The 20,050-nt window shown below is 70.8% G+C and carries 22 protein-coding genes and 1 tRNA gene; 5 read left to right on the top strand and 18 right to left on the bottom strand.

The window, feature by feature from the left end; genetic code table 11:
- The first annotated feature begins 20 nt into the window (after positions 1-20).
- Positions 21-992, top strand: coding sequence for a LysR family transcriptional regulator (locus BA062_RS33405; RefSeq protein WP_110343121.1), 972 nt, complete (start codon positions 21-23; stop codon positions 990-992).
- Positions 993-1,180: 188 nt separating this feature from the next.
- On the opposite strand, the gene BA062_RS40055 is transcribed toward BA062_RS33405, so the two are convergent.
- A complete protein-coding gene (locus tag BA062_RS40055) occupies positions 1,181-1,339 on the bottom strand; it encodes a hypothetical protein (RefSeq protein ID WP_168214162.1) in 159 nt (52 codons plus the stop codon).
- Between the two features lie 354 nt (positions 1,340-1,693).
- Here BA062_RS40055 and BA062_RS40045 point away from each other — a divergent pair, with 354 nt between their 5' ends.
- Positions 1,694-1,846, top strand: a complete 153-nt coding sequence (locus tag BA062_RS40045) for a hypothetical protein (RefSeq protein ID WP_168214161.1) — start codon at positions 1,694-1,696, stop codon at positions 1,844-1,846.
- A gap of 65 nt (positions 1,847-1,911) precedes the next feature.
- Here the strand turns inward: BA062_RS40045 and BA062_RS33395 are convergent, their stop codons facing one another.
- Positions 1,912-2,418, bottom strand: a complete 507-nt coding sequence (locus tag BA062_RS33395) for a MarR family winged helix-turn-helix transcriptional regulator (RefSeq protein ID WP_110343119.1) — start codon at positions 2,416-2,418, stop codon at positions 1,912-1,914.
- 28 nt (positions 2,419-2,446) lie between these two features.
- The gene (locus BA062_RS33390) at positions 2,447-3,334 is read right to left on the bottom strand and encodes a hypothetical protein (RefSeq protein ID WP_245960130.1); all 888 of its coding nucleotides are present in this window, start codon (positions 3,332-3,334) and stop codon (positions 2,447-2,449) included.
- Positions 3,335-3,538: 204 nt separating this feature from the next.
- Between BA062_RS33390 and BA062_RS33380 the strand changes: the two genes are divergently transcribed.
- Positions 3,539-3,847: a hypothetical protein gene (locus BA062_RS33380; protein WP_245960129.1), complete on the top strand. Its 309-nt coding sequence runs from the start codon at positions 3,539-3,541 to the stop codon at positions 3,845-3,847.
- A gap of 454 nt (positions 3,848-4,301) precedes the next feature.
- Here the strand turns inward: BA062_RS33380 and BA062_RS33375 are convergent.
- From BA062_RS33375 to BA062_RS33365, 3 genes are all read right to left on the bottom strand, one after another.
- A tRNA-Leu gene (locus BA062_RS33375) sits at positions 4,302-4,375 on the bottom strand.
- A gap of 26 nt (positions 4,376-4,401) precedes the next feature.
- On the bottom strand, positions 4,402-5,724 hold the full coding sequence (locus BA062_RS33370; RefSeq protein WP_110343117.1) for an NAD(P)/FAD-dependent oxidoreductase: 1,323 nt from the start codon (positions 5,722-5,724) through the stop codon (positions 4,402-4,404).
- 83 nt (positions 5,725-5,807) lie between these two features.
- Complete coding sequence (locus BA062_RS33365) at positions 5,808-6,515, bottom strand: uracil-DNA glycosylase (RefSeq protein ID WP_110343116.1); 708 nt, start codon at positions 6,513-6,515, stop codon at positions 5,808-5,810.
- A 32-nt stretch (positions 6,516-6,547) separates the two neighbouring features.
- Here BA062_RS33365 and BA062_RS33360 point away from each other — a divergent pair, with 32 nt between their 5' ends.
- The gene (locus tag BA062_RS33360; RefSeq protein ID WP_110343115.1) at positions 6,548-8,047 is read left to right on the top strand and encodes a S10 family peptidase; all 1,500 of its coding nucleotides are present in this window, start codon (positions 6,548-6,550) and stop codon (positions 8,045-8,047) included.
- 69 nt (positions 8,048-8,116) lie between these two features.
- Here the strand turns inward: BA062_RS33360 and BA062_RS33355 are convergent, their stop codons facing one another.
- From BA062_RS33355 to BA062_RS33320, 8 genes are all read right to left on the bottom strand, one after another.
- Entirely contained in the window at positions 8,117-9,850 is a 1,734-nt protein-coding gene (locus tag BA062_RS33355) for a S8 family serine peptidase (protein ID WP_110343114.1), read from the bottom strand.
- 80 nt (positions 9,851-9,930) lie between these two features.
- Positions 9,931-10,884, bottom strand: a complete 954-nt coding sequence (locus BA062_RS33350; RefSeq protein ID WP_110343113.1) for a Ppx/GppA phosphatase family protein — start codon at positions 10,882-10,884, stop codon at positions 9,931-9,933.
- 9 nt (positions 10,885-10,893) lie between these two features.
- Positions 10,894-11,991: a lytic transglycosylase domain-containing protein gene (locus tag BA062_RS33345; RefSeq protein ID WP_245960128.1), complete on the bottom strand. Its 1,098-nt coding sequence runs from the start codon at positions 11,989-11,991 to the stop codon at positions 10,894-10,896.
- Between the two features lie 130 nt (positions 11,992-12,121).
- Positions 12,122-12,622, bottom strand: coding sequence for a DUF501 domain-containing protein (locus tag BA062_RS33340; RefSeq protein WP_391353932.1), 501 nt, complete (start codon positions 12,620-12,622; stop codon positions 12,122-12,124).
- Between the two features lie 16 nt (positions 12,623-12,638).
- Positions 12,639-13,166, bottom strand: a complete 528-nt coding sequence (locus BA062_RS33335) for an FtsB family cell division protein (RefSeq protein WP_110343111.1) — start codon at positions 13,164-13,166, stop codon at positions 12,639-12,641.
- A gap of 8 nt (positions 13,167-13,174) precedes the next feature.
- A complete protein-coding gene (gene eno, locus BA062_RS33330; protein WP_110343110.1) occupies positions 13,175-14,461 on the bottom strand; it encodes a phosphopyruvate hydratase in 1,287 nt (428 codons plus the stop codon).
- Positions 14,462-14,562: 101 nt separating this feature from the next.
- Positions 14,563-15,021 carry a VOC family protein gene (locus tag BA062_RS33325; RefSeq protein ID WP_110343156.1) on the bottom strand — a complete coding sequence of 153 codons (459 nt, stop codon included), beginning with the start codon at positions 15,019-15,021 and terminating at the stop codon, positions 14,563-14,565.
- A 40-nt stretch (positions 15,022-15,061) separates the two neighbouring features.
- Positions 15,062-16,090 carry a hypothetical protein gene (locus tag BA062_RS33320; protein ID WP_245960127.1) on the bottom strand — a complete coding sequence of 343 codons (1,029 nt, stop codon included), beginning with the start codon at positions 16,088-16,090 and terminating at the stop codon, positions 15,062-15,064.
- A gap of 122 nt (positions 16,091-16,212) precedes the next feature.
- On the opposite strand from BA062_RS33320, the gene BA062_RS33315 reads away from it, so the two are divergent.
- Positions 16,213-16,617 (top strand): tetratricopeptide repeat protein, encoded by a 405-nt coding sequence (locus BA062_RS33315; RefSeq protein ID WP_110343109.1) that lies wholly within the window; start codon positions 16,213-16,215, stop codon positions 16,615-16,617.
- 42 nt (positions 16,618-16,659) lie between these two features.
- On the opposite strand, the gene BA062_RS33310 is transcribed toward BA062_RS33315, so the two are convergent.
- The 4 genes from BA062_RS33310 to BA062_RS33295 are packed head-to-tail and all read right to left on the bottom strand — an operon-like array spanning position 16,660 to position 20,043.
- Positions 16,660-17,493 (bottom strand): lysozyme family protein, encoded by an 834-nt coding sequence (locus BA062_RS33310; RefSeq protein WP_391353878.1) that lies wholly within the window; start codon positions 17,491-17,493, stop codon positions 16,660-16,662.
- A 9-nt stretch (positions 17,494-17,502) separates the two neighbouring features.
- On the bottom strand, positions 17,503-18,468 hold the full coding sequence (locus BA062_RS33305) for a nucleoside triphosphate pyrophosphohydrolase (RefSeq protein WP_110343108.1): 966 nt from the start codon (positions 18,466-18,468) through the stop codon (positions 17,503-17,505).
- Positions 18,465-19,412, bottom strand: coding sequence for a SurA N-terminal domain-containing protein (locus BA062_RS33300; RefSeq protein WP_110343107.1), 948 nt, complete (start codon positions 19,410-19,412; stop codon positions 18,465-18,467). Before BA062_RS33300 ends, BA062_RS33305 begins: the two co-directional genes overlap by 4 nt.
- A gap of 13 nt (positions 19,413-19,425) precedes the next feature.
- On the bottom strand, positions 19,426-20,043 hold the full coding sequence (locus BA062_RS33295; RefSeq protein ID WP_168214165.1) for a TetR/AcrR family transcriptional regulator: 618 nt from the start codon (positions 20,041-20,043) through the stop codon (positions 19,426-19,428).
- Positions 20,044-20,050: the final 7 nt, after the last annotated feature.

The raw sequence follows: 20,050 nt of genomic DNA, 5'->3' as shown, positions 1-20,050 counted from the left end.
TCGTCGGGAAGTGGGTCGGCGTGGAGCTGCGCGAGGTCGAGGTGTTCCTGGCACTGGCCGAGGAACTGCACTTCGGTCGTGCCGCCACCCGGTTGCGGCTGACGCAGGGCCGGGTCAGCCAGACCATTCGCGCGTTGGAGACCGAGATCGGCGGCGCGCTGTTCGAACGCACCAACCGGCAGGTGAGCCTCACCCCGCTGGGCGCAAGGTTCCGGGTCGGCGCGCAACGCGGCTACGAGGAGCTGCACCGCGCGTTGCGGGACTGCAGGGCCGCGGCCCGCAACATCACCAGTCAGCTGCGGGTCGGGTACCTGCCGAGCATGGGCAACGACGTGGTCACCCGCATCGTGGGCGCCTTCGAGCGGCGGCATCCCGAATGCCACGTCTACCTGCACACCCTGCATCTGCGGCACAGTCTCGACCCCGAGCCGGCGCTGCTGGCCGGGGAGACCGACATCGCGCTGTGCTGGTCGCCGGGCGGTGACGGCCGCGCGCTGGAGACGCCGAGGCTCGTGGTCGGTCCCGTGCTCGAACAGGTGCCGAGAGCGGTGCTCGTGCCCGACGACCACCCGCTGGCGAAGCGCGGCAGCGTCACCCTCGACGACCTCGCCGACTGCGTGCTGCTCAACCCGTCCAAGTCGGCCCCGGTGCAGCAGCGCGAGCTGTGGAGCCCGCCCGTGACGCCGTCGGGGCGGCCGCTACGGCACACCGGCGAGGACATCGTCGGCCTGACCAACCGCGCCGAGCTGACGGCCGACGACGTGCTGACGCTCGTCGCCCGCGGTCACGGCCTGCATCTCACCGTCGCGACCCTGCTCGAGCACATTCCGTTCCGGGGCCTCACGCTGGTCCCTGTGACGGACCTGCCGCCGATGGCGCTGGTTCCGGTCTGGACGGCCAGCACGGAGAACGCCACCTTCCGCGCGTTCGCGCAGGCAGCGGCCGAGGCGGCGAAAGCGATGCAGCACAACAGGAAGCCGAACATTAGCTAGGCTAATCGGTCCATTAGTAAACACGCATTGATCGGCCACCAAAGACTCCGGCAGACTCAATCCGCCGCCGGGTGGAACAACCGTGGCGGTGTTGTGTCGCTCCTGCAGACTCGGGTCGGCAGTCGCTCGACTGGGGGTGCGGCTGCCGGCCCGTCACCGCACGGGTCCGCAGCCGCCTTATCCCGGCCTCATCCGCGCTCGGAAACCGTGATCATCTCCGCGGAGGTCAGAGCCTGGGTGGCTGAGCGGGCCCGGCCGTGCCGCTCCCCGCGTCGCTGGCCGCGGCGGAGATCGTTGGCCTCGCCGAGGGCGCTGGTGGAGACGGCGGGCTTCCGCGCGGTGACCATCGAGGGAACCACTGCGGCCGGCGCCGCGCTCGGCCGGTTCGTCCACACGGGACAGGGCGATCCGGTGGCGCTGCTCGCGGCGAGCCAGAGCCTTCTGCGCATCGAGGAGGCGGTTCCCGTCCTGCGGTGGCTGCGAGTGGAACGACGAGAATCCGCGCGATCCTGTCTCGATCGTCCACACGCCCGGGCCGGAGGAACGGTTCACGCGTCGTGCACTGGGGCGGACGCGCAGCAACGCGGGCGCGCCGCTGCGGGAGAAGCTCGGCCGCGGCTACGCGGTCGCGGCACTGACGAGAGGCTCGGGCTCGGCCTCCCTTGTGGACCTGGACGCACCGGCGACGGAAGCGGTGCGGAGTGGCGGTTCGCACCCGGATGATCGGGCTGGTCTACGATCCGGCGCGCGACCCCGACTTCCGCATCGACACGGCTGCGCGGCGGGCCTCCGTCGACGTGCTCGTGCATGCCCCTCAGATCAGCCCGGTGACGTTGTTGCGGGGCGGAACCTGAAGCGCCGCAACGGATTCTCGCCGAGTGCGGGCATAGATGTCCACAATGGACGACAATGGCGGCTCTCACTCGCCGCGGGCGAGCCGCCGCACGATGCGGTCGTGGAAGGAGCGCCGCGCGAGCGCGGCCTCGATGTCCTGGACGACCCTCGTCATCGCGTAGGGCAGCTCCTCCTCCAGCTCCGCGACGGCGTCCTCGGTGGCCCGCCACTCGGCTTCGAGGAAGGGAACGAGTTCGCGCGCGCGGTCGGTGAGCGTTACCTCGCGCGTGCGCGCGTCGGCCCCCGGACTGCTGGTGACCAGGCCCTCGCGGCGCATCGCGCTCACCGTCTGGCTCATCGCGGAATGCGTGACGCCCAGCGACTTCGCCAGCTCGCGGATGGTCATGGGCCCACGACGACTCAGGCGGATCAGCGGCATCGTGAACCTCGGCCGTACCCCGACGACACCGCGCTCGTCGTAGAGCTTGGCGATGTCGTCGTCCATCGCGTTCAGCAAGCGGCGCAGCGGACCCCACTGGCTCCGCTCGGTGGGGTCCGCGCCTTCGCCCGCGCTGTGCCCGGCGGTCGTCATATCGCCGATTGTAACAGCGCTTATATAGCTAGCCGATCACCCGATCCGTCCACCGGCTCTCATCGAGGCCGAGCAGCGTGACGCGGTCGAGCAGGCCCTGCGCTCCGCCGATCGGACCGAGGTCTGCGGCCACCGGCCGGTCGACGGTGACACAGGCCAGCAACTCGTTCTCGGTCTTGCAGACGGGGTCGCCGAACCTGGGCGGCGCACCGCCCGCCGGCTTCACATGGAAGGCCACGTTGGCGCCGTTGACGGTGTAGAACAGCTGGACCGCCCACGGAAGGCCGTCGTTCAGCTCGGGCCTGCGCAAGGTCGTGACGTCACCGAGACGGAAATTGTCCGGCAGGCCACTGATGTGGAGAGGCAAGGGCACCGCCCGGTCCTCGACCTTCACGTCGGCGGCGACCCTGAGCAGCGCCTGTTGCGGGTCACGGAAGTCGAGGTAGTAGGCGTTGATCTCCGCCCACCGTCCGTCCCCGGTCTCCCAGCGCAGGTAAGCGTAACCCCTGTTCAGCGGATCGCCGGGGTCCACCGTGACCCAATAGCCCTCGTGCGAGCCAACCTTGGCGGGAATACTGACCGCCTGGCCCCCCATTTTCCCCAGGCGGTCGAGCGGCGGCTCCTTGTCGTAGACGGCGAGCCAGATCATCGGCGGGTACTCCCCCTGCCCGACGGCCAGCGCGTAATCGCCGTGGTCTCCCACCCCGTACTCGACGCCGGTGATCACCTCCGGCAGCCAGCCGAACGATGCCTTGGCAACCAAGGGATTGTGCCGCCGGTCGACCATTCCTGTCGCCTCCTGCTCGTCGGGACCGGTCGTCGAGGTGGTCGTCGGCCGGTCGGGATCGGCGGCCTGAAACCCCGGGCCGGGCGAGCCGAGCGCCGCGGGGATCGCCAGGGCCGCAGCGAGCACCACGGCGGCGCACCCCGCGACAACCGAGGAGCTGCGAAGCCGCCGCTTCCGCCTACCCTTCCGCCTCGCGGCGTCGATGTCGAGCGCCATCGGAGGCAGAAGTACCGCAGCACCACGGTGGCCCGCTGGCGCGGCGGCAACTCGGCGAGCGCGGCCCGCAGGTCGACCAACCGGCGCCATCTGGTCCGCTGCCCGGCGAGGAAGGTGTTGACGATCGGCTTCTTGGTGATGCTGGACTGGACCAGGTCGTCAGCCCGGTGGTCCCCGCATGGAACCTTGAAAGTCAAGATCGGCGACCTCACCCTCCGGCATGTAGGTCGGACGCGGGTACGAATAGACACCGAGATCGAGGGCGAACGAGTCGCAGCGACTGGCTGGCTCAAGACGCGGCAGGCCGAGGACATGGACTGGGACACGAACGTCGTGACGACGGCACAGCTCGAGATCGGCCGGGTCGAACTGCACGACGTGCCCATCGAAACCGTGGTCGAAATCCCGGACACCCGCAACGCCTGAGCACGACACAGCCGTCGTATCCGCCTGGCTACGCAGAAGGGACCGTGCTCTCCGATCACGATCGCTGGCGGCGGACTGCGCCATACAGCCCAAGCTCGCGGGAGCAGTGGAGCGGTGCGGCACTCACTGGGCCAATAACAGACAGTGCGGCTCGGTCATGGCTCGTCGACTGTGGTCATCTCCTGGCCATTGCGGGGCGCTAGTTGGGGCACTTGATCTTGATGCGAGAAGAAACCTTGAACACACAGTCTCCGGACAGACGACCGCTCGCGTCCGGCTGGCACTCCCGAATCGCGGGCGTGCCTCGGTGAACTGGTTAGCTCGACGGCGGCTCGTTGACCGGCTCGGGCACTCCCGGCCGTCCATCACGCAGGATGCTGGCATGGGCTGGGGCGCAAATGGGCCGCCTGATCTTGGCGCCCCACTTCCACAGGCCGCTGATCAGCGCAGATAGTGCCCCCGACGGGACTCGAACCCGCACTGAATCGATTTTAAGTCGACTGCCTCTGCCGGTTGGGCTACGGGGGCATGAGCAGCTTAAGCCCCCGTAGCTGCTACGACTTGGATGCCCGCGTGAACTCTTCCTTCGGGTTGTTGATCTGCCCGAGCGAGACGACCTCGCGACGGAGCAGACCGCCCAGGAGCCAGTCGAGCATGATGCGGACCTTGCGGTTGACCGTCGGCATCGCCTTGACGTGGTACGCGCGGTGCATCAGCCAGGCGACGAAGCCCTTGACCTTGACGTTGAAGGTGTCCGCGACGCCCTTGTGCAGGCCGAGGCTGGCGACCGAGCCCACGTTCTTGTGGTAGTAGTCCACCGGCTGGCCGCCCCGCAGCACCTTGATGATGTTCTTCGCCAGGTGCCGCGCCTGCCGCACCGCGTGCTGGGCGTTCGGCGGGCAGGTGGCCGTCGGGTCCTCCTCGGTGCGCGAGAGGTCCGGCACGGCGGCGATGTCACCGGCCGTCCAGGCGTCGGGGTGGCCGACGACCTGCAGGCCAGCCGTCGCCTGGAGCCTGCCGCGCTTGTCGAGCGGGAGGTCCGAGTTCGCGAGCACCGGGTTCGCCTTGACACCGGCGGTCCAGATGATCGTGTCGCTCTCGAACTCCGTGCCGTCCGACAGCACCACGTGGCCGTTCTCGAACGACTTCGCGGCCGTCGAAAGGTAGACCTCGATGCCGCGTTTCTCGAGCTGCTCGACCGTCCAGACGCCGAGCGTCTCGCGGACCTCGGGCAGGATGCGGCCGGCCGCCTCGACGAGCACCCAGCGGATGTCCTCAGGCTGGATGTTCTCGTAGTAGCGCGTCGCGAAGCGGGTCATGTCCTCCAGCTCGGCGAGCGCCTCGATACCGGCGAACCCACCGCCGACCACGGTGAACGTCAGCAGCCGCTTGCGCAGCTCGGGGTCGAGAGTGCTGGCGGCCTCGTCGAGCTTGGTGAGCACGTGGTTGCGGAGGTAGATCGCCTCACCGATGGTCTTGAAGGCGATGCCCTCCTCGGCGAGGCCGGGGATCGGGAGCAGTCGCGCGACCGAGCCGAGCGCCACCACGAGCACGTCGTAGTTGAGCTGCTCGATGTGCCCGTCGGCGGCCTCGACCGTCACGGCCTTGCGCTCGTGCTCGATCTTGGTGACGCGGGCGGTCAGCACGTGGCAACGTCGGAGAGCCCTGCGCAGCGGCACGACCACGTGCCGCGGCTCGATGGACCCGGCGGCCGCCTCGGGGAGGAACGGCTGGTAGGTCATGTGCGGCTGAGGGTCGACCACGGTCACGGACGCCTCGTTGGCGCGGAGCTTCTTCTGAAGCCCCAGAGCCGTGTACAGGCCGACGTACCCGCCACCGAGAACGAGGATCCTCGTGGGTTCCGACTTGGCTGCCATGACTCCATGTTCGCACCGCGTCAAGCAAACCGCTCGTGGACCCTACCTGGCTGTGACCAGCGTCGCCACGTTACGCAAACGATTCAGTTGAGCCCCGCCAGTGATGCCGCTTTCGCGAAGATTTCCCGCAGCATCGCGGGGGTCAGCCTGCCCGTGAACGTGTTCTGTTGTGAAACGTGATAACAGCCGAGGAGGTGCAGGTCGGAGGGGCCTTCGAGGAGCACGTGCACGCCGTGCCCGAAGCGCGGCCTCGGCCTCGGGATCGCCCACCCCGCGGCGGCCAGCACGGGCAGCAGCGCCTGCCAGCCGAAACCGCCGAGCACCACCACAGCGCGCAGCGTGGGCTTGAGCAGATCGAGTTCACGTGCTAACCACACGCCGCACGTGTCGCGCTCGGCCGGCGTCGGCTTGTTGTCGGGCGGTGCGCAGTGGACGGGCGCGGTGATCCGGGTCCCGCGCAGGGTCAGGCCGTCGTCGCGGCGCACCGACGTCGGCTGCGAGGCGAGGCCGACGTCGTAGAGGGCCTGGAAGAGCACGTCGCCGGAGCGGTCGCCGGTGAACATCCGTCCGGTGCGGTTCCCGCCGTGCGCGGCGGGAGCGAGGCCCACCACGGCCAGCGACGCGTCCGGCGGGCCGAACCCCGGCACGGGCCTGCCCCAGTAGGTCTCACTCGCGTAGGAGGCGCGCTTGACCTCGGCGACGTGCTCGCGCCACTCCACCAGCCGGGGGCACGCGCGGCAGTCGCTCACCTGCCGGTCGAGCTCGGCCAGCGTCCTCGCCGTGATCACCACGATTCCATTGTCCCTTGATCTAGGTTGGACGCATGCCCGAGAAGACCACCAACGGCGAGACCGAGACCCCCGAGAACGGCGACGGCGCGACGGCCGAACCCGCCGAGCCCACCGACGACCTGGTGACCACACAGCACAGCCTCACCGTCAAACGCCGCAAGCTCGCCTACACCGCGCAGACCGGCCGGATCGTCCTCCGCAAGGAGGTCCTCACCGACGGCAAGTTCGAGGGCCACAAGCCCAAGGCCGAGGTGTTCGTCACCGCCTACACCCTCGACGGCGCGGACCCCGCGACGCGGCCGGTGACGTTCGCGTTCAACGGCGGGCCCGGCTCGTCGAGCATCTGGCTGCACCTCGGCGTGCTCGGCCCGCGCCGGATCGTCTCCGGTGACGTGAACGACCCCGAGCCGCCGCCGTACCGCCTCGCCGACAACGCGGACACCCTGCTCGCGCACAGCGACCTGGTGTTCATCGACCCGGTCTCCACGGGCTACTCGCGGGCGGCCAGTGGGGAGAAACCGAAGGACTACCACGGGTTCACGCCCGACGTGGAGTCGGTCGGCGAGGTGATCCGGCTGTGGACGTCGCGTAACGAGCGGTGGCTCTCACCGAAGTTCGTGGCGGGCGAGTCGTACGGAACGCTGCGCGCGGCGGCCCTCGCGACGCATCTTCAGGAGCGGCACGGGCTCTACCTCAACGGTCTGCTGCTGATCTCGTCGGTGCTCGACATGGGCACGATCGTCTTCAGCGAGGGCAACGACCTGCCGTACTCGCTGTACCTTCCGACGTACGCCGCGATCGCGCACTACCACGGCAAGCACGGCGACCGTCCGCTCGACGAGGTGCTTGCCGAGGCCGAGGAGTTCGCTTCGCGCGACCTGCCGTGGGCGTTGCAGCGCGGGGCCCGGCTCAGCGAGGAGGAACGCGCGGACGCGGTGGCGAGGCTCGCGTACCTCAGCGGACTCTCGGAGTCCTATGTGGATCGGGTGAACCTTCGTATCGAGCACGTGCGGTTCTTCACCGAGCTGCTGCGCGAGGAGGGGCTCACGACGGGCCGGATGGACGGCCGCTTCACCACGTGGGAGCCGGACGGCGGCCGCGAGCACATGAGCGACGACGCGTCCGTCTCGCGCATCATCGGCGCCTACTCGGCGGGCTTCAACCACTATGTGCGGGCGGAGCTGGGCTACGCCAACGACCTGCCGTACGAGATCCTCTCGATGGACGTCAACCGCGCGTGGTCGTACTCGGACTTCGAGGGCCGCCCGGTGTCCGTCGTGGACGGTCTGGGCGCGGCGATGCGCGCCAACCCGCACCTCAAGGTCCACGTGGCACTGGGTCACTACGACGGCGCCACGCCGTACTACGCGGCCGAGCACGTGCTCGCGCGCCTGCAGATCCCGGAGGAGCTGCGGGGCAACGTCGAGACGGTGTACTACCCGGCGGGGCACATGATGTACGTCCACGAGCCCTCGCGCGTGCAGCAGTCGAAGGACCTGGCGACGTTCGTGAAGTCCGCCGCCAACCGCTGACCCCTTATGCAGTGAAGGCCACCATCCCTGCGTTGACCGCAGGCATGGTGGCCTTCACTGCATGTGGGCCTACAGGTGACGGGCGCCGTGTTGCACGGCGGCGTAGGCGTCCACGGCTCCGTGGCCGTAGAAGCCGTTGAACTCCGGCGTGCCCGTGCAGGTCGCGGTGAACGACTCGTCACGGCCCTCATCGAGGTAGTCGACGGTGTTCGGCACCGGGCACGCGATCTCGGCGGCGGTGCCGAGCAGCACCCGCTCGACCGTGTCCGGGTCCATGCCGAACCGGTTTCCCCAGCCGCGGCCGTACTCCGACACGATCAGCGCGGCGACCCCGCTCGCGTGCGGCGCTGCCATCGACGTGCCCTGCAGGTACTGGTAGTACCCGACCGTGCCGTCGGCGGCGGTCGCCTTCTGCACGCCGAGCTCCACGCCCTGCGGCGTGATGTTGCCCTCGGCGTCCACGTTGCCCTCCGCGACCGCCACGTTGCGCGGGTAGGCCGAGAGGATCATGTTCTCGTTGGCCCGGAACCAGTCCGTGCCGAAGTAGTCGCGGTAGTAGCCGCCCGGGGCGGACACCGAGATCTGCTCCGTGCCGTAGTTGGAGTAGTCGGCCTTCGCCTGCGACGGACCGAACGAGGACACCGAGATCGTGTGCGCGCCCTCGGTGGGCATCGAGAGGCACGACGCGTTGTCGATGTTCCGCTCGTGCTCGTTGCCCGCCGGGTAGTTGGGACTGCTGGCGTCCGGCTGCGGCGCACCGAGATCGGTGTGCTGGTTGCCGAGCGCGACGACCTGCGTGACGCCCTTGCGGTGCGCGTACTTCAGCGCGCGGTTCACGGCCTCGACCGTCATGCGCTGTGCCGCCTGCTGCTCCGGCGAGTCAGCCGGGTTGGCCGCACAGTTGTACAGCCAGGGATCCACGTAGAACGACATGTTGATCACGTCGATGCCCGCGTCGCCCGCGTACGTGATGGCGTCGACCACCGGCTGGAGGAAGAAGTATCCGGCGTCCTGTCCGGCCCGCAGGTTCACGAGCGTGACACCGGGCGCGACGCCCGAGATGCCCGTGCCGTTCGCGGCGGCGGCGATGGTGCCTGCCACGTGCGTGCCGTGCCCGTTGTCGTCGTGGTCGACCGGGTCGACGCAGCCGCGGAACTCACACGGCCCGTCCACCTCGTTGCCGTTCGGGTCCGCGGGGATGTCGCGCACGAAGTTACGTGAGGTCTTGCGGTCGAAGTTCGGCGCGAGGTCGGGGTGCGTGCCGTCGACGCCGGTGTCGATCACGCCGACCTTGACCCGTTCGTCGCCGGGCTGCACGGTCCTGGCCAGGTCGGAGCGAACGGACTTCAGGCCCCAGAGCTTGTCGTCGAGCGGGTCGGTCCCGAAGGGCTTCGACGCCGGCCGCTTCGCCCGCGTCGTGGTGGGCTTGACGTGCTGGTTCTCCTTCTCCACCGCGTCGTGCGGCGTGACGGAGCCGTCCTGCTTCGGCGCCTCGCCGATCGGGCGGGCCTCGGCCGCACCGTAGACGGCCGGGTCGGCGGACACGCGCTCGGTGAAGCCGTTGGCCGGCGCGGTCGCCGTGATCAGTCCGGTGGCCGGGTTGGTGCGGACCACGGTGCCCCCGGCGTCACGCACGGCCTGTGCGGCGTCGGCGGTGCTGCTTCCCGCCTCGGCGAGCACGGTGAACTCGGTGGCCGGTCCGGACAGGGCGGGCTGCGCGGTCGCGACGGGCGCGGTGACGCCCACGACACCGCCGATGAGCGGCACGGCCAGCGCGGCGGCAAGGAGCCTGGGTTTTCTCACTCGGTTCCTCCTCGAGAATCGATGAGAGGAACCTATGACCGCGGTGCCGTCGTGGGCGCGAAAAACCGACGAAAGTCGGGTCAGGAGAGCGAGAGCGCGATGCCGTCCAGGATGTCGTGCTCGCTCACCACCAGGTCGGCAGGCCCGCCGCGCCGCGCGAGTTGCTCGGCGAGCACCTGCACGATCAGCGCGCCGCCCCCGATGACGTCCACGCGCCCGGGGTGGATGACGGGATTCGCCGCCCGCGTCTCGTGGTCGGCCGCGAGCAGCCCGCCCGCGATGCGGTCGATGTCGGCCCTGGTCAGCTTCGAGAGGTGGGTGCGCTCCGAGTCGTACTCCGGCAGCTCCTGCGCGACGGCCGAGAGCGTGGTGACCGTGCCGGCCACACCGATCCACGTCCGCGCCTTCGACACGTCGACGGCGGCGAAGGCGTCGGCCAGCACCTCGGCCGCCAGCTCACGGCCTGCGGCGACCTCCTCGGCCGTCGGCGGATCGCTGCGCAGGGTGCGCTCGGTGATCCGCACGCAGCCGATGTCGACCGAGCGCGCGGCGAGCACGTCGGCACGCTGCCCGTCCCACGTGCCGAGCACCAGCTCCGTGGAACCGCCCCCGACGTCCACGACGAGGAACGGCCCGTCGTCCGGGTCCTGCTCCCCGACCGCGCCCGTGAACGACAGCCGTGCCTCCTCGTCGCCGGTGATCACCTCGGCCTCGACTCCGAGCACGTCGCGGGTCATCGCGAAGAAGTCCTCGCGGTTGCTCGCGTCACGCGTGGCCGAGGTCGCCACCATGCGCACCTTCTCCACGCCCTTGCGCCGCGCGGCGATCGTGTACGCCGCCAGTGCCTCCCGGGTGCGCTCCAGCGCCTCGGGAGCGAGGCGCCCGGTCGCGTCGACACCCTGGCCCAGCCGCACGATCCGCATCTCGCGGTGCAGGTCGCGCAGGTCGACGGTGCCGTCGTGGCGGTGCGTCAGCTCCGCGACGAGCAGGCGGATGGAGTTCGTTCCACAGTCGATGGCGGCTACGCGTGGCATGCGGTCACCCTAGCTCGACGGCGTCACCTCCCCGGTCGTGGTCGTGGTCGTGGGCGGCGGGGTGGTCTCGCACCCCGGCGGCGCCGGGCTCGGCGACGTGGTCTCCGTCGGTGACGTCGGCGTCGTCGTGGGCGGCGGCTCGCACGTGCCGGTGGTGGGCGGAGGTGTCGTCGTCGTGGTGCGCGGCGGCGTGCCCGTCTCGCTCGGCAGCTGCGTGCCCGGGTTCGGCGTGGTGGCGGTGCCGCCCGTCGACGGCGGCGGGGCGCCCGCCGCGGGCGGAGGCGGCGCGACCGGTGACGGCGCCTCGGTGGCCACCACCTGCGGCACGGCGAGCGGCACCCGGCTGTCCGGCACGGTCGCGACCCCGTCGCGGTACGCCTGCGCCCAGAGGATCACGGTTTCGACGTAGGTGTCGGAATTGTTGTAGCGGTAGAGCGCGGCGCGCAGCTGGTCGTCCTTGGCGAGGTCCAACCCGCCCGAGCAGAGGTAGCGGCCGGTGGCCACCGTCGCGTCGAAGATGTTGTTCGGGTCGCGGACGCCGTCGCCGTTGCCGTCGGCGCCGTAGCGGGCCCACGTGGCCGGGATGAACTGGGTGGGGCCGACCGCGCGGTCCCAGGTGGTGTCGCCGTCGTAGCGGCCGCCGTCGGTGTCGGGGATCGCGGCGACCGGGCCGACGCCGTTGAGCACGGGCCCGAGGATGGGCTCCAGCGTGTCGCCGTTGGGTTTCACGTAGCCGCCGCGCGCGTGGTTGGACTCGATGCGCCCGATGCTCGCGATCAACGCCCAGTCGAGGTGGCACGCGGGGAACTCGGCGCCGACGACGCGGGCGGCGTTGCGGTACGCCTCGAGCGCCGTGCTCGGGATGCCGAGCGGGCCGGGAGCGGGAAGTTCGTAGGCGGTCAGGTCTTCGGGATCCGGGGCGTGCGGCAGGCTTCCGTCGACACCGATCTGGCCGGGTTCCGGCGGATAACCGCCTTCGAGAGCCAGGTTCCCGGAGTACTCGGTGGCGGCCGTGCTCACCCACCGGGCCGCGGTCTCGCTCATCAGCGCCGCGGGCAGCACGGCGAGCGCTCCGGCGAGCGCGGCGACGAAAGCCTTGTGCCGCAAGCCGAATCTTCGAAAGACGCCGAGTGTCCGGCTCGCGTCCACGGCCTGCCCCCCTTACCCGCGTGCCTGCGATGACCTGGGGTAAGACTGCCTCAACGGCAAGCCGGATTCAGCCGACGTCAGCGAATTCTCAGCAGGATTGCTCCGTCTGGACCAACGGAGCGCAGTCTCCTGACGGCCAACCCTCCGTTCGCAACAGCTCCAGCGTCTCGTCGCCGAACGGGTTCACGCCGGGGCCGCACGCGAGCGTGTGTGCGAGGTGGACGTGCAGGCACTTCACACGGCCTGGCATGCCGCCCGCGCTCACCTCGTGGCCGAGCGGGTCGATCGCGTCGCGCTGGGCCAAATAGGACTCGTGCGCGCGCTGGTAGGCGCCGGCCAGCTCGGGGTCCTCGCCGAGCCGCGCCGTCATCTCCTTCATGAGCCCGGAGGCCTCGAGCTTGCCCACGAGCGACGTGAGGGTCGGGCACGTCAGGTAGTAGAGCGTGGGAAAGGGCGTGCCGTCCTCCAGCCGGGGACTGGTCTGCACCACGCTCGGATGCCCGCTGGGGCACCGGGCCGCGACGGCCCGCAACGCCCTCGGCGGCCTGCCCAGCTGCTGCGCGATGATCTCCCGGTCCGCGTCGGTCACGGGCTCGAAGTCGGTCTCATTCACCCTTGGTCACGCTATCCCACAACATTTCGTACCAGGCCGAGCCTTGAGCCGGGGCGCGCTCGTCGCCCTCCGGCCGTTGCTCGGACTGCTTGTCCTCCGGCAGCTGCACCATGTACGGCGTCTCGCCGGGCATCACGTAGCGGAGCCTGCGCCTGGCCTCGGCCTCCACCTGCGCCGGGTCGCTCAGCTCCGCCTTGCGTGCCTCCAGCTCGGCCACCTGCCGCTCCAGGTCCGCCTGCCGCGCTTCCTCCGCGGCGACGTCGGCCCGCTGCGACAGGTACGTGCGCAGCGGCACGGCGAGCGTGAACGCGAGCGCGCACACGACGATCGCGACGACCGCCGCCCGCCGCGTGGTGGACATGCCCAGCACCTTCGCGGCGCCGGACGCCCGCTTCGCGGTCAGCCCACGGCGCAGGCGTGACCGGCGGTCTTCCCGCCGCGCACGCTGAGGCCGGCGGGGCGACGAGCTCTGCGCCCGTCCCCCGCCTCGCCTGCCGCGCGCCCTGCCCCGCTCGGCCACGTCTTCGCTCAGCTCTCCGGGGTGAATCTCGGGAAGGCCAGGTCGCCGGCATAACGCGCGGCGTCCGCGAGGGTCTCCTCGATCCGCAGCAGCTGGTTGTACTTGGCCACGCGCTCGCTACGGGCGGGGGCACCGGTCTTGATCTGGCCGACGCCGGTCGCCACGGCGAGGTCGGCGATCGTGGTGTCCTCGGTCTCGCCGGAACGGTGGCTCATCATGCACTTGTAGCCGTACGACGTGGCCAGCGTCACCGCGTCCAGCGTCTCCGACAACGTGCCGATCTGGTTGACCTTCACCAGCAGCGCGTTGGCGGCGCGGCGGGAGATGCCCTCCTCGAGCCGGTCGGGGTTGGTGACGAACAGGTCGTCGCCGACCAGCTGCACGCGCTCGCCGAGCTCCGAGGTGAGCCGCACCCAGCCGTCCCAGTCGTCCTCGGACAGCGGGTCCTCGATCGACACCAGCGGGTAGGCGTTCACCAGCTCGGTGTAGTAGCCGATGAGCTGCTCGGCGCTGCGCTTGGAGCCCTCGAAGGTGTAGGCACCGTCGTCGAAGAACTCGGTGGCGGCCACGTCCAGCGCGAGCGCGATCTCGCTGCCGGGCTTGTAGCCGGCCTTCTCGATCGCGGTGACGATGATGTCGAGCGCCTCGCGGTTGTTCGACAGGCTCGGCGCGAAACCGCCCTCGTCACCGAGTCCCGTGGAGAGGCCGCGGCCCTTGAGCACCGACTTCAGCGAGTGGTAGACCTCGGCGCCCCAGCGCAGCGCCTCGCGGAACGACTCGGCGCCGATCGGCGCGATCATGAACTCCTGGATGTCCACGTCGGTGTCGGCGTGCGCACCGCCGTTCAGGATGTTCAGCATCGGCACCGGCAGCACATGCGCGTTCGGCCCGCCGAGGTAGCGGAAGAGCTCGAGCTCGGCCGAGTCCGCGGCGGCCTTCGCGACCGCGAGCGAGACGCCGAGGATCGCGTTGGCGCCCAGCCGCGACTTGTCCGGCGTCCCGTCCAGGTCCAGCAGCTTCTGGTCCACGATGCGCTGGTCGACGGCGTCCACGCCGACCAGGTCGGGGCTGATCTCGTCGAGGACGGCCGCGACCGCGCGCTCGACACCCTTGCCGTTGTAGCGCTTCGCGTCGCCGTCCCGCAGCTCCACGGCCTCGTGCTCACCGGTCGACGCGCCCGAGGGGACCGCGGCCCGCGCCAGCGTCCCGTCGTCGAGGGCGACCTCCACCTCGACGGTCGGGTTGCCGCGAGAGTCCAGAATCTCGCGTGCGCCCACCTGCTCGATAACCGCCACGCCTTGCTCCTCACCGGGTAGTGCCTGCGACGACGGCACCAGCGTAGCCGCATGCGGTGGTCACCCGTTGGAGGCACGCACTCAGCGCGGGACACGGACCGTCATTGATCTCCGGGACGGATCTCCTGCCAGCCCGCGGGCAGCTCGACGGTGTCGGACACACGCTGCCAGAAGGCCCAGCTGTTGCCGCCGATGTCCTGCACGGTGAACAGCCTGGCGCCGTAGGGCTGGTCCTGGGGCCTGGTGATCTCCACCTGTTCGCCGACGGCCTCGCACACCCGCTCGTACTGCGCGTCGACGTCGTCGACGTACACCACGTTGAGCTGGCCGACGGGACCGTCGACGCCCTTGCCCTCCCAGTAGTCGGCTCCGACGCACGTGAGCTGGATCTCAGCCGAGCCCGCGATGACGGTGGCCTGGAAGACCTCGCCCGCCGCGTCGACGTAGCGGACCTTCTCCTCGAACCCGAAGACGCGGGTCAGCCACTCCAGAGCCTCGGTCGCGTCGGTGTAGTACAGGTACGGCGCGAGGCCGAGATACCTCGGGTCTTCGTCGCTCATGACGGGGTAGTCCACCACATGGGACGACCGGCCCCGGCACTCACCCCGCCTCGGGCGCCCCGCACGTGTTGACGTCGGGGATGGGCTTGGTGTGATCGAAGTACTCCGGCGGGCGCCTCGAATCGGGCAGCCCGAGCGCCGTCCGGTCGCTGTAGGCCGGCGCGAGCAGGCCCTTTCGCATCGCCTCGCACGACATCGAGTACGTGAACGACTCGGCGCGGTCGAGGAAGTAACCGCGGTCCCGCGGGACCCACCGCTCGCCCTCGTACAGCAGGTACGACACGTCGGCGCGGAAGACGGCGACGAGGTCGAGCGGGGCGGGCACCTCACGCGGGTCGTCGACGTCGAAGGCGTAGGCGAACACGTAGTTGGTGCGCACGCGCAGCGAGCCAGGCGCGGGCCCCGGCTCGGCGATCATGGTGCCGTTGATCCTCGGCGGCGCCGCGAGCAGGCGGAAGCCGGGCGCGATGCGGGTCGCGTAAGGAGCGGGCCACTCCGCCTCCCGGAACTGGCCGCGGATCTCCTCACGCTGCCCCTCGGCGAGCAGCGCGAGGAAGGGTTCCACCTCGCCGTGCTCGATCATCCTCGGGTCGAGGCGGGAGGCGACCAGCATGGCCTTGACCTCGTCGTACGCCCTGGCCACCCGCTCGGCGGTGAAGCCGCCCACGGCGACGGCCTTCGGCACGACGATGGCGTCGGCGCCCTCGGCCCAGTCGTGCGCGGGGGTGTCCGCGAACGGGCGGTTCAGGTCGATCGGGTCGGCCGCGGGCCGGTCGGCGTAAGTGCCGACGGGCTGGTCGTCACGTGCCTGCTGAATGAGGTAGATGCCACCGCCCGCGACAGCGAGCACCACCACGACCAGCGCGATCGCGCGGGTGCGCCGGAACCGCTTCTTCGGCTGCCGGCCCCAGTTCTCGACCTGCTGCTTGCGGACCTTCTTCGCCTCCCGGCGTCCCTTCCTGGCTCCCTTGCGCGCGTTGCGCTCGGCCTGCCGGGCCCGCTGGGGGTCTCGCAGATCGGGATGGTCGAACGGATCCGGCTCCGCCGGTGCCTCCAACTGAGTGATCACGAAAACGCTCGTTGATCGGCGGCGCAGCGGTTCTCGTTAGCGGAAACAGGCGGATCATGGCCGTTTCGAGATCTTGGCGGGGGTCGAGAAACGATGCGCCCGGAGGTACCGTCGAGAGAATCATGGTTGACGAGGAGCCAGTACCGGCGCCTTCGGGCGAAGCACGGTTCCGCGCGTTCCGTCAGGCAGAGGCGCTGGTACAGCGGCGGCGCCCGCTCGACGCGCTGAAGGCACTGGAACCGGTGCTCGACGCGGAACCGGACAAGCCGAGCGTGCAACTGCTCGCCGGCCGGGCCTACTTCCACTCCGCCCAGCTGAACCGGGCCGAACAGGCGTTGACGCGGGTGGTGGAGATGGATCCCTCCGATCACTACGCCCGCTTCGTGCTCGGCAGAACGTTGCAGCGCCTCGGCCGGTTGGTCGAGGCGCTCGCACAGTTGCGGATGGCGTCGGCGATGAACCCCGTGCCGGAGTACCAGGACGCGATCGGCGAGGTCAGCGCCCGCCTCGCACTCGGCAACACCTAGCACCCCTGGCGTTCACTGTGTGCGCGGCTCGCTTGCGGCGGCTCACTGGGGGCGGGTGGCCTCCGCGTAGCCGTCGGCGCCGCTGAAGACGTCCTGGCCGTAGTCGACCGAGCGGTTGTAGGCGAGCACCGCGTCCCACCAGCCCTGCGGCGTGGCGAGGTCGCGGCCCTGCGCGCACAGGTACCTCGCCGCCGCGAGTGCCGCGTCGTCGATGTCCTGCGGGTCCGGCTCGGCGCCGTCGCTGGTCGCCCGCGCGCCCCAGCGTTCCCACGTCTCCGGCAGGAACTGCATCGGGCCGACGGCGCGGTCCCACGAGATGTCGGCGTCGAGCCTGCCGTCGTCGGTGTCGCGGATCTCCCGCACTCCCGGCGAGCCGTCGAGCGCGATGCCGATGATCGGCCGCTCCGGCCTGCCGTCGTCGCCGATGCTGTTGCCGTCGAGACCGCCGTGCCGCGACTCGACCCGGCCGATCCCGGCGAGGGTGCCCCACGAGAGCCGGCACTCGGGCCGCTCGCCGCGCAGCCACATCTCTGCCCTGCCGTACGCGGAGGCGACGCGCGCCGGGATGCCCGTCGCGTCGGCGACCTGCTCCGCCCACGCGTCGAGTTCGGCCTGGTCGGACGCTCTGGGCCGGTCGACCGGGGCGGCGAGCGCCACTCTCGGCACGGTCTCGTGCGAGCGCGGGCGCTGGTCTGGGATCACCAGCGCGGCGTCGTGCTCGTCGTCTTCCTTGTGCACGCCGATGGTGAGGATCAGCGTGAGGCCCGTCGCCACGACCAGTAGCGTCAACGCGAGCCGGGCGAGGGCGGGCCGGGGTAACGGGCTGCGATGCCCGTCCGGCACGCGTGGTCGCCCGGACGGGGTGGGCTCGGTCACCCGGTCAGGTTACGTGGACTGGACCGGCCAGAAACGGCGCCACCCGTCCGCGTCGAGGGTCGCCGGGTCGAACCCGGCCTCGCGGGCCGCTCGCTCGGCGGCCCTGACGTCGTTGGCGAACGCCTTCGCCACCGCGCGCAGCGTGCCCTCGGGGTCGACCCCGCCCCTGCGCGCGCCCGCCGCGATGCGGAAGAGCTTCGAGCCCTCGTCGGTGCCGGAGGGAAACAGGTCGTACGGCAGCCCGGCCCGGCCCGTGCGGTGCCCGAGCTTCCCCGCCAGCGCCGCCGCGGGCTGACCGAGCGCCACACCATCCACAATGGACTCGCGACGCTTCTCGGCCTGCTTGAGCTCCTCCCACCGCACCTGCTGGCGCTCGGCCGTGTGCACGGCCTCGGAGCCGGAGAACACGTTGGGGTGCCTGCCGACGAGCTTGTCGACGAGCTCGCCCGCCACCTCGTCGATGCCGAACGGGTCGGTCTGGTGCTCGGCGGCGACGCGCGCGTGGAACAGTACCTGCAGGAGCACGTCACCCAGCTCCTCGCGTAGCGCGGCGCGGTCGCCCTCCTCGATCGCGTCGAGCAGCTCGTAGGTCTCCTCGACGAGGTACTGCCGCAGCGAGTCGTGCGTCTGCGCGGCGTCCCAGGGGCAGCCGCCCGGCGAGCGCAGGCGGTCCATCACCTCGGCGGCGCGGGCGAGCGGCGGCACGGGCGTCTCGACCACGGCCGCACCGGCGGCGACGAGCGCGGCCGCGCCCGGCTCATCGGCGCTGGTGGAGATGAGCACGACCCCGGAGTGGCGGGTCAGCTCGGCGGGCTCCGGCGCGGGTTTCGCGTCGAGTGCCGCGCGGGTCGCCTCAGGCAGGTCGGCGGCGGCGAAGACGTGCTCGGCCTGCCGCAGCGCGGTCAGCGCGGCGGCAGGGAGCGCCGTCGCCCACGCCGGGGAGACGAGCACCACCGTCGGGGAATGCCAGGTCATGGCTGCACGGTACGGGACTGGAACTGGTAACCGGAAAGCTCGTCCTCGCTGGCCGCCGGGGACAGGGCCGTCGCGTCCCACACGCCGTAGCGGGGGTTGACGCGCACGCCGAGCTCGTCGGCGATGGGCTGCAGCAGCCGCAGGCCCGCGAAGTACAGGTACTGCGGGTCGGCCTGCGCGGTGGAGGCGGCGCCGCCCGCGGACACGTTACGTTCCTCGACCAGCGCGACCAGCCACTCGGCCTGCTCCTGGCTCGGCTGGATCACCAGCACCGAGCCCTCGGAGGCGCCGAACACGGCGCTCGCCGCGATCTCGGGCTGGTTCTGCAGGGTCTGGGCCATCGGCAGCTCGCTGTCGATGAGCTGGTTGCCGCTCTGCCGCACGATCTGCTCTACGCCGCCGGGGTCGGCGGCGATGTCGCGGCCGATCTCCAGTGCCTGCTCCTTCGCGGTCGCGCCGGGGCTCTCGGTGACGATCGAGGTGCCCACGAGCCGCACGGAGACGCGGTCCACGTAGCGCTGCGCGAGCTGCTGCAACAGCACCTGGTCGGTCGCGAGCTGGCGGACCCGCTCGGGGATCACGCCTGCGCCCTGCGCGACCGCCTCGACGCCGCCGCTGCCCTCGATGAGAGCGTCGACCTCGGCGGGATCGGCCCGCAGGCCCTCGCGCTGCGCGGCGATCATGGTGAGCTCGTGGATGATCCGGCTGCGCACCACCTCGCGCGCCTGGAGGTCGAGCTTGCGCTGCTGCTTCGCCTGCTCGGCCTCGGGCACGTTGTCGAGCAGCCAGCGGACCTCCTGCTGGACGTCCTCCAGAGGGATCGACCGGTCACCGATGATCGCGGCGGAACCGACCTGGCTGGGCCCGGATCCACAGCCGGCGAGCACGAGACCGGCGACAACGGCGGTGAGGAGCGTGACGGGGCGGCGAATGATCCGGATCACAGCGCGTACCCTCTCACACCCCCGGGTGGGCCCCGCAACCGAGCACGCGGTCGAGGTGATAACGCATCGTCGCCATCGCCTGCTCGCTCGACGTCTGTCCGAACGCGACCTTGAGGCTGAGGCTGTCGGCGAGCGCCCAGATGATGTGCGCCTCCTGCCAGGGATCGAGCCCGGCGGGTGCCCGCCCCTGGGCCTGCGCGGTACGGACCACGCGGCAGGCCAGCTCGCGCAGCAGGGCGTCGTCGCCGAACAGGACCTCGAAGACCTCGGTGTTCTCCTGTGCGCGCGCGTAGTAGGCGACGCTCGCCCGGATCACCTGGCGGGTCTCGGGGTGGTCGCCGAGCACCTCGTCGATCGCGGCGCGCAGCACCTGCTCCTCGTCTCCCTCCTCAGGCAGGCGCCGCAGCCGCTCGGCGATGCGGGTGTCCATGCGCCGCATCGCGAGGCGCACGCCGTGCAGCAGCATCTCCTCCTTGGTCCGGAAGTAGTGCTGCACTCGGCCCATCGACACTCCGGCCTCGGCGGCGACCTCGCGCAGGCTCACGGCCTCCAGCCCGGACCGCGCGGCCAGGCGCAGCACGGCGGCGGCGATCTCGGCTCGCTGCGCTTCGACGTCGACCTTCCTCGGCACCCCGCCA

It is taken from the genome of Prauserella flavalba (genome assembly GCF_003202235.1).
GTDB lineage: Bacteria > Actinomycetota > Actinomycetes > Mycobacteriales > Pseudonocardiaceae > Prauserella_A > Prauserella_A flavalba.
The sequence above is the reverse complement of the archived record's forward strand: the minus strand, read 5'-3'. Positions and strand labels throughout refer to the sequence as shown.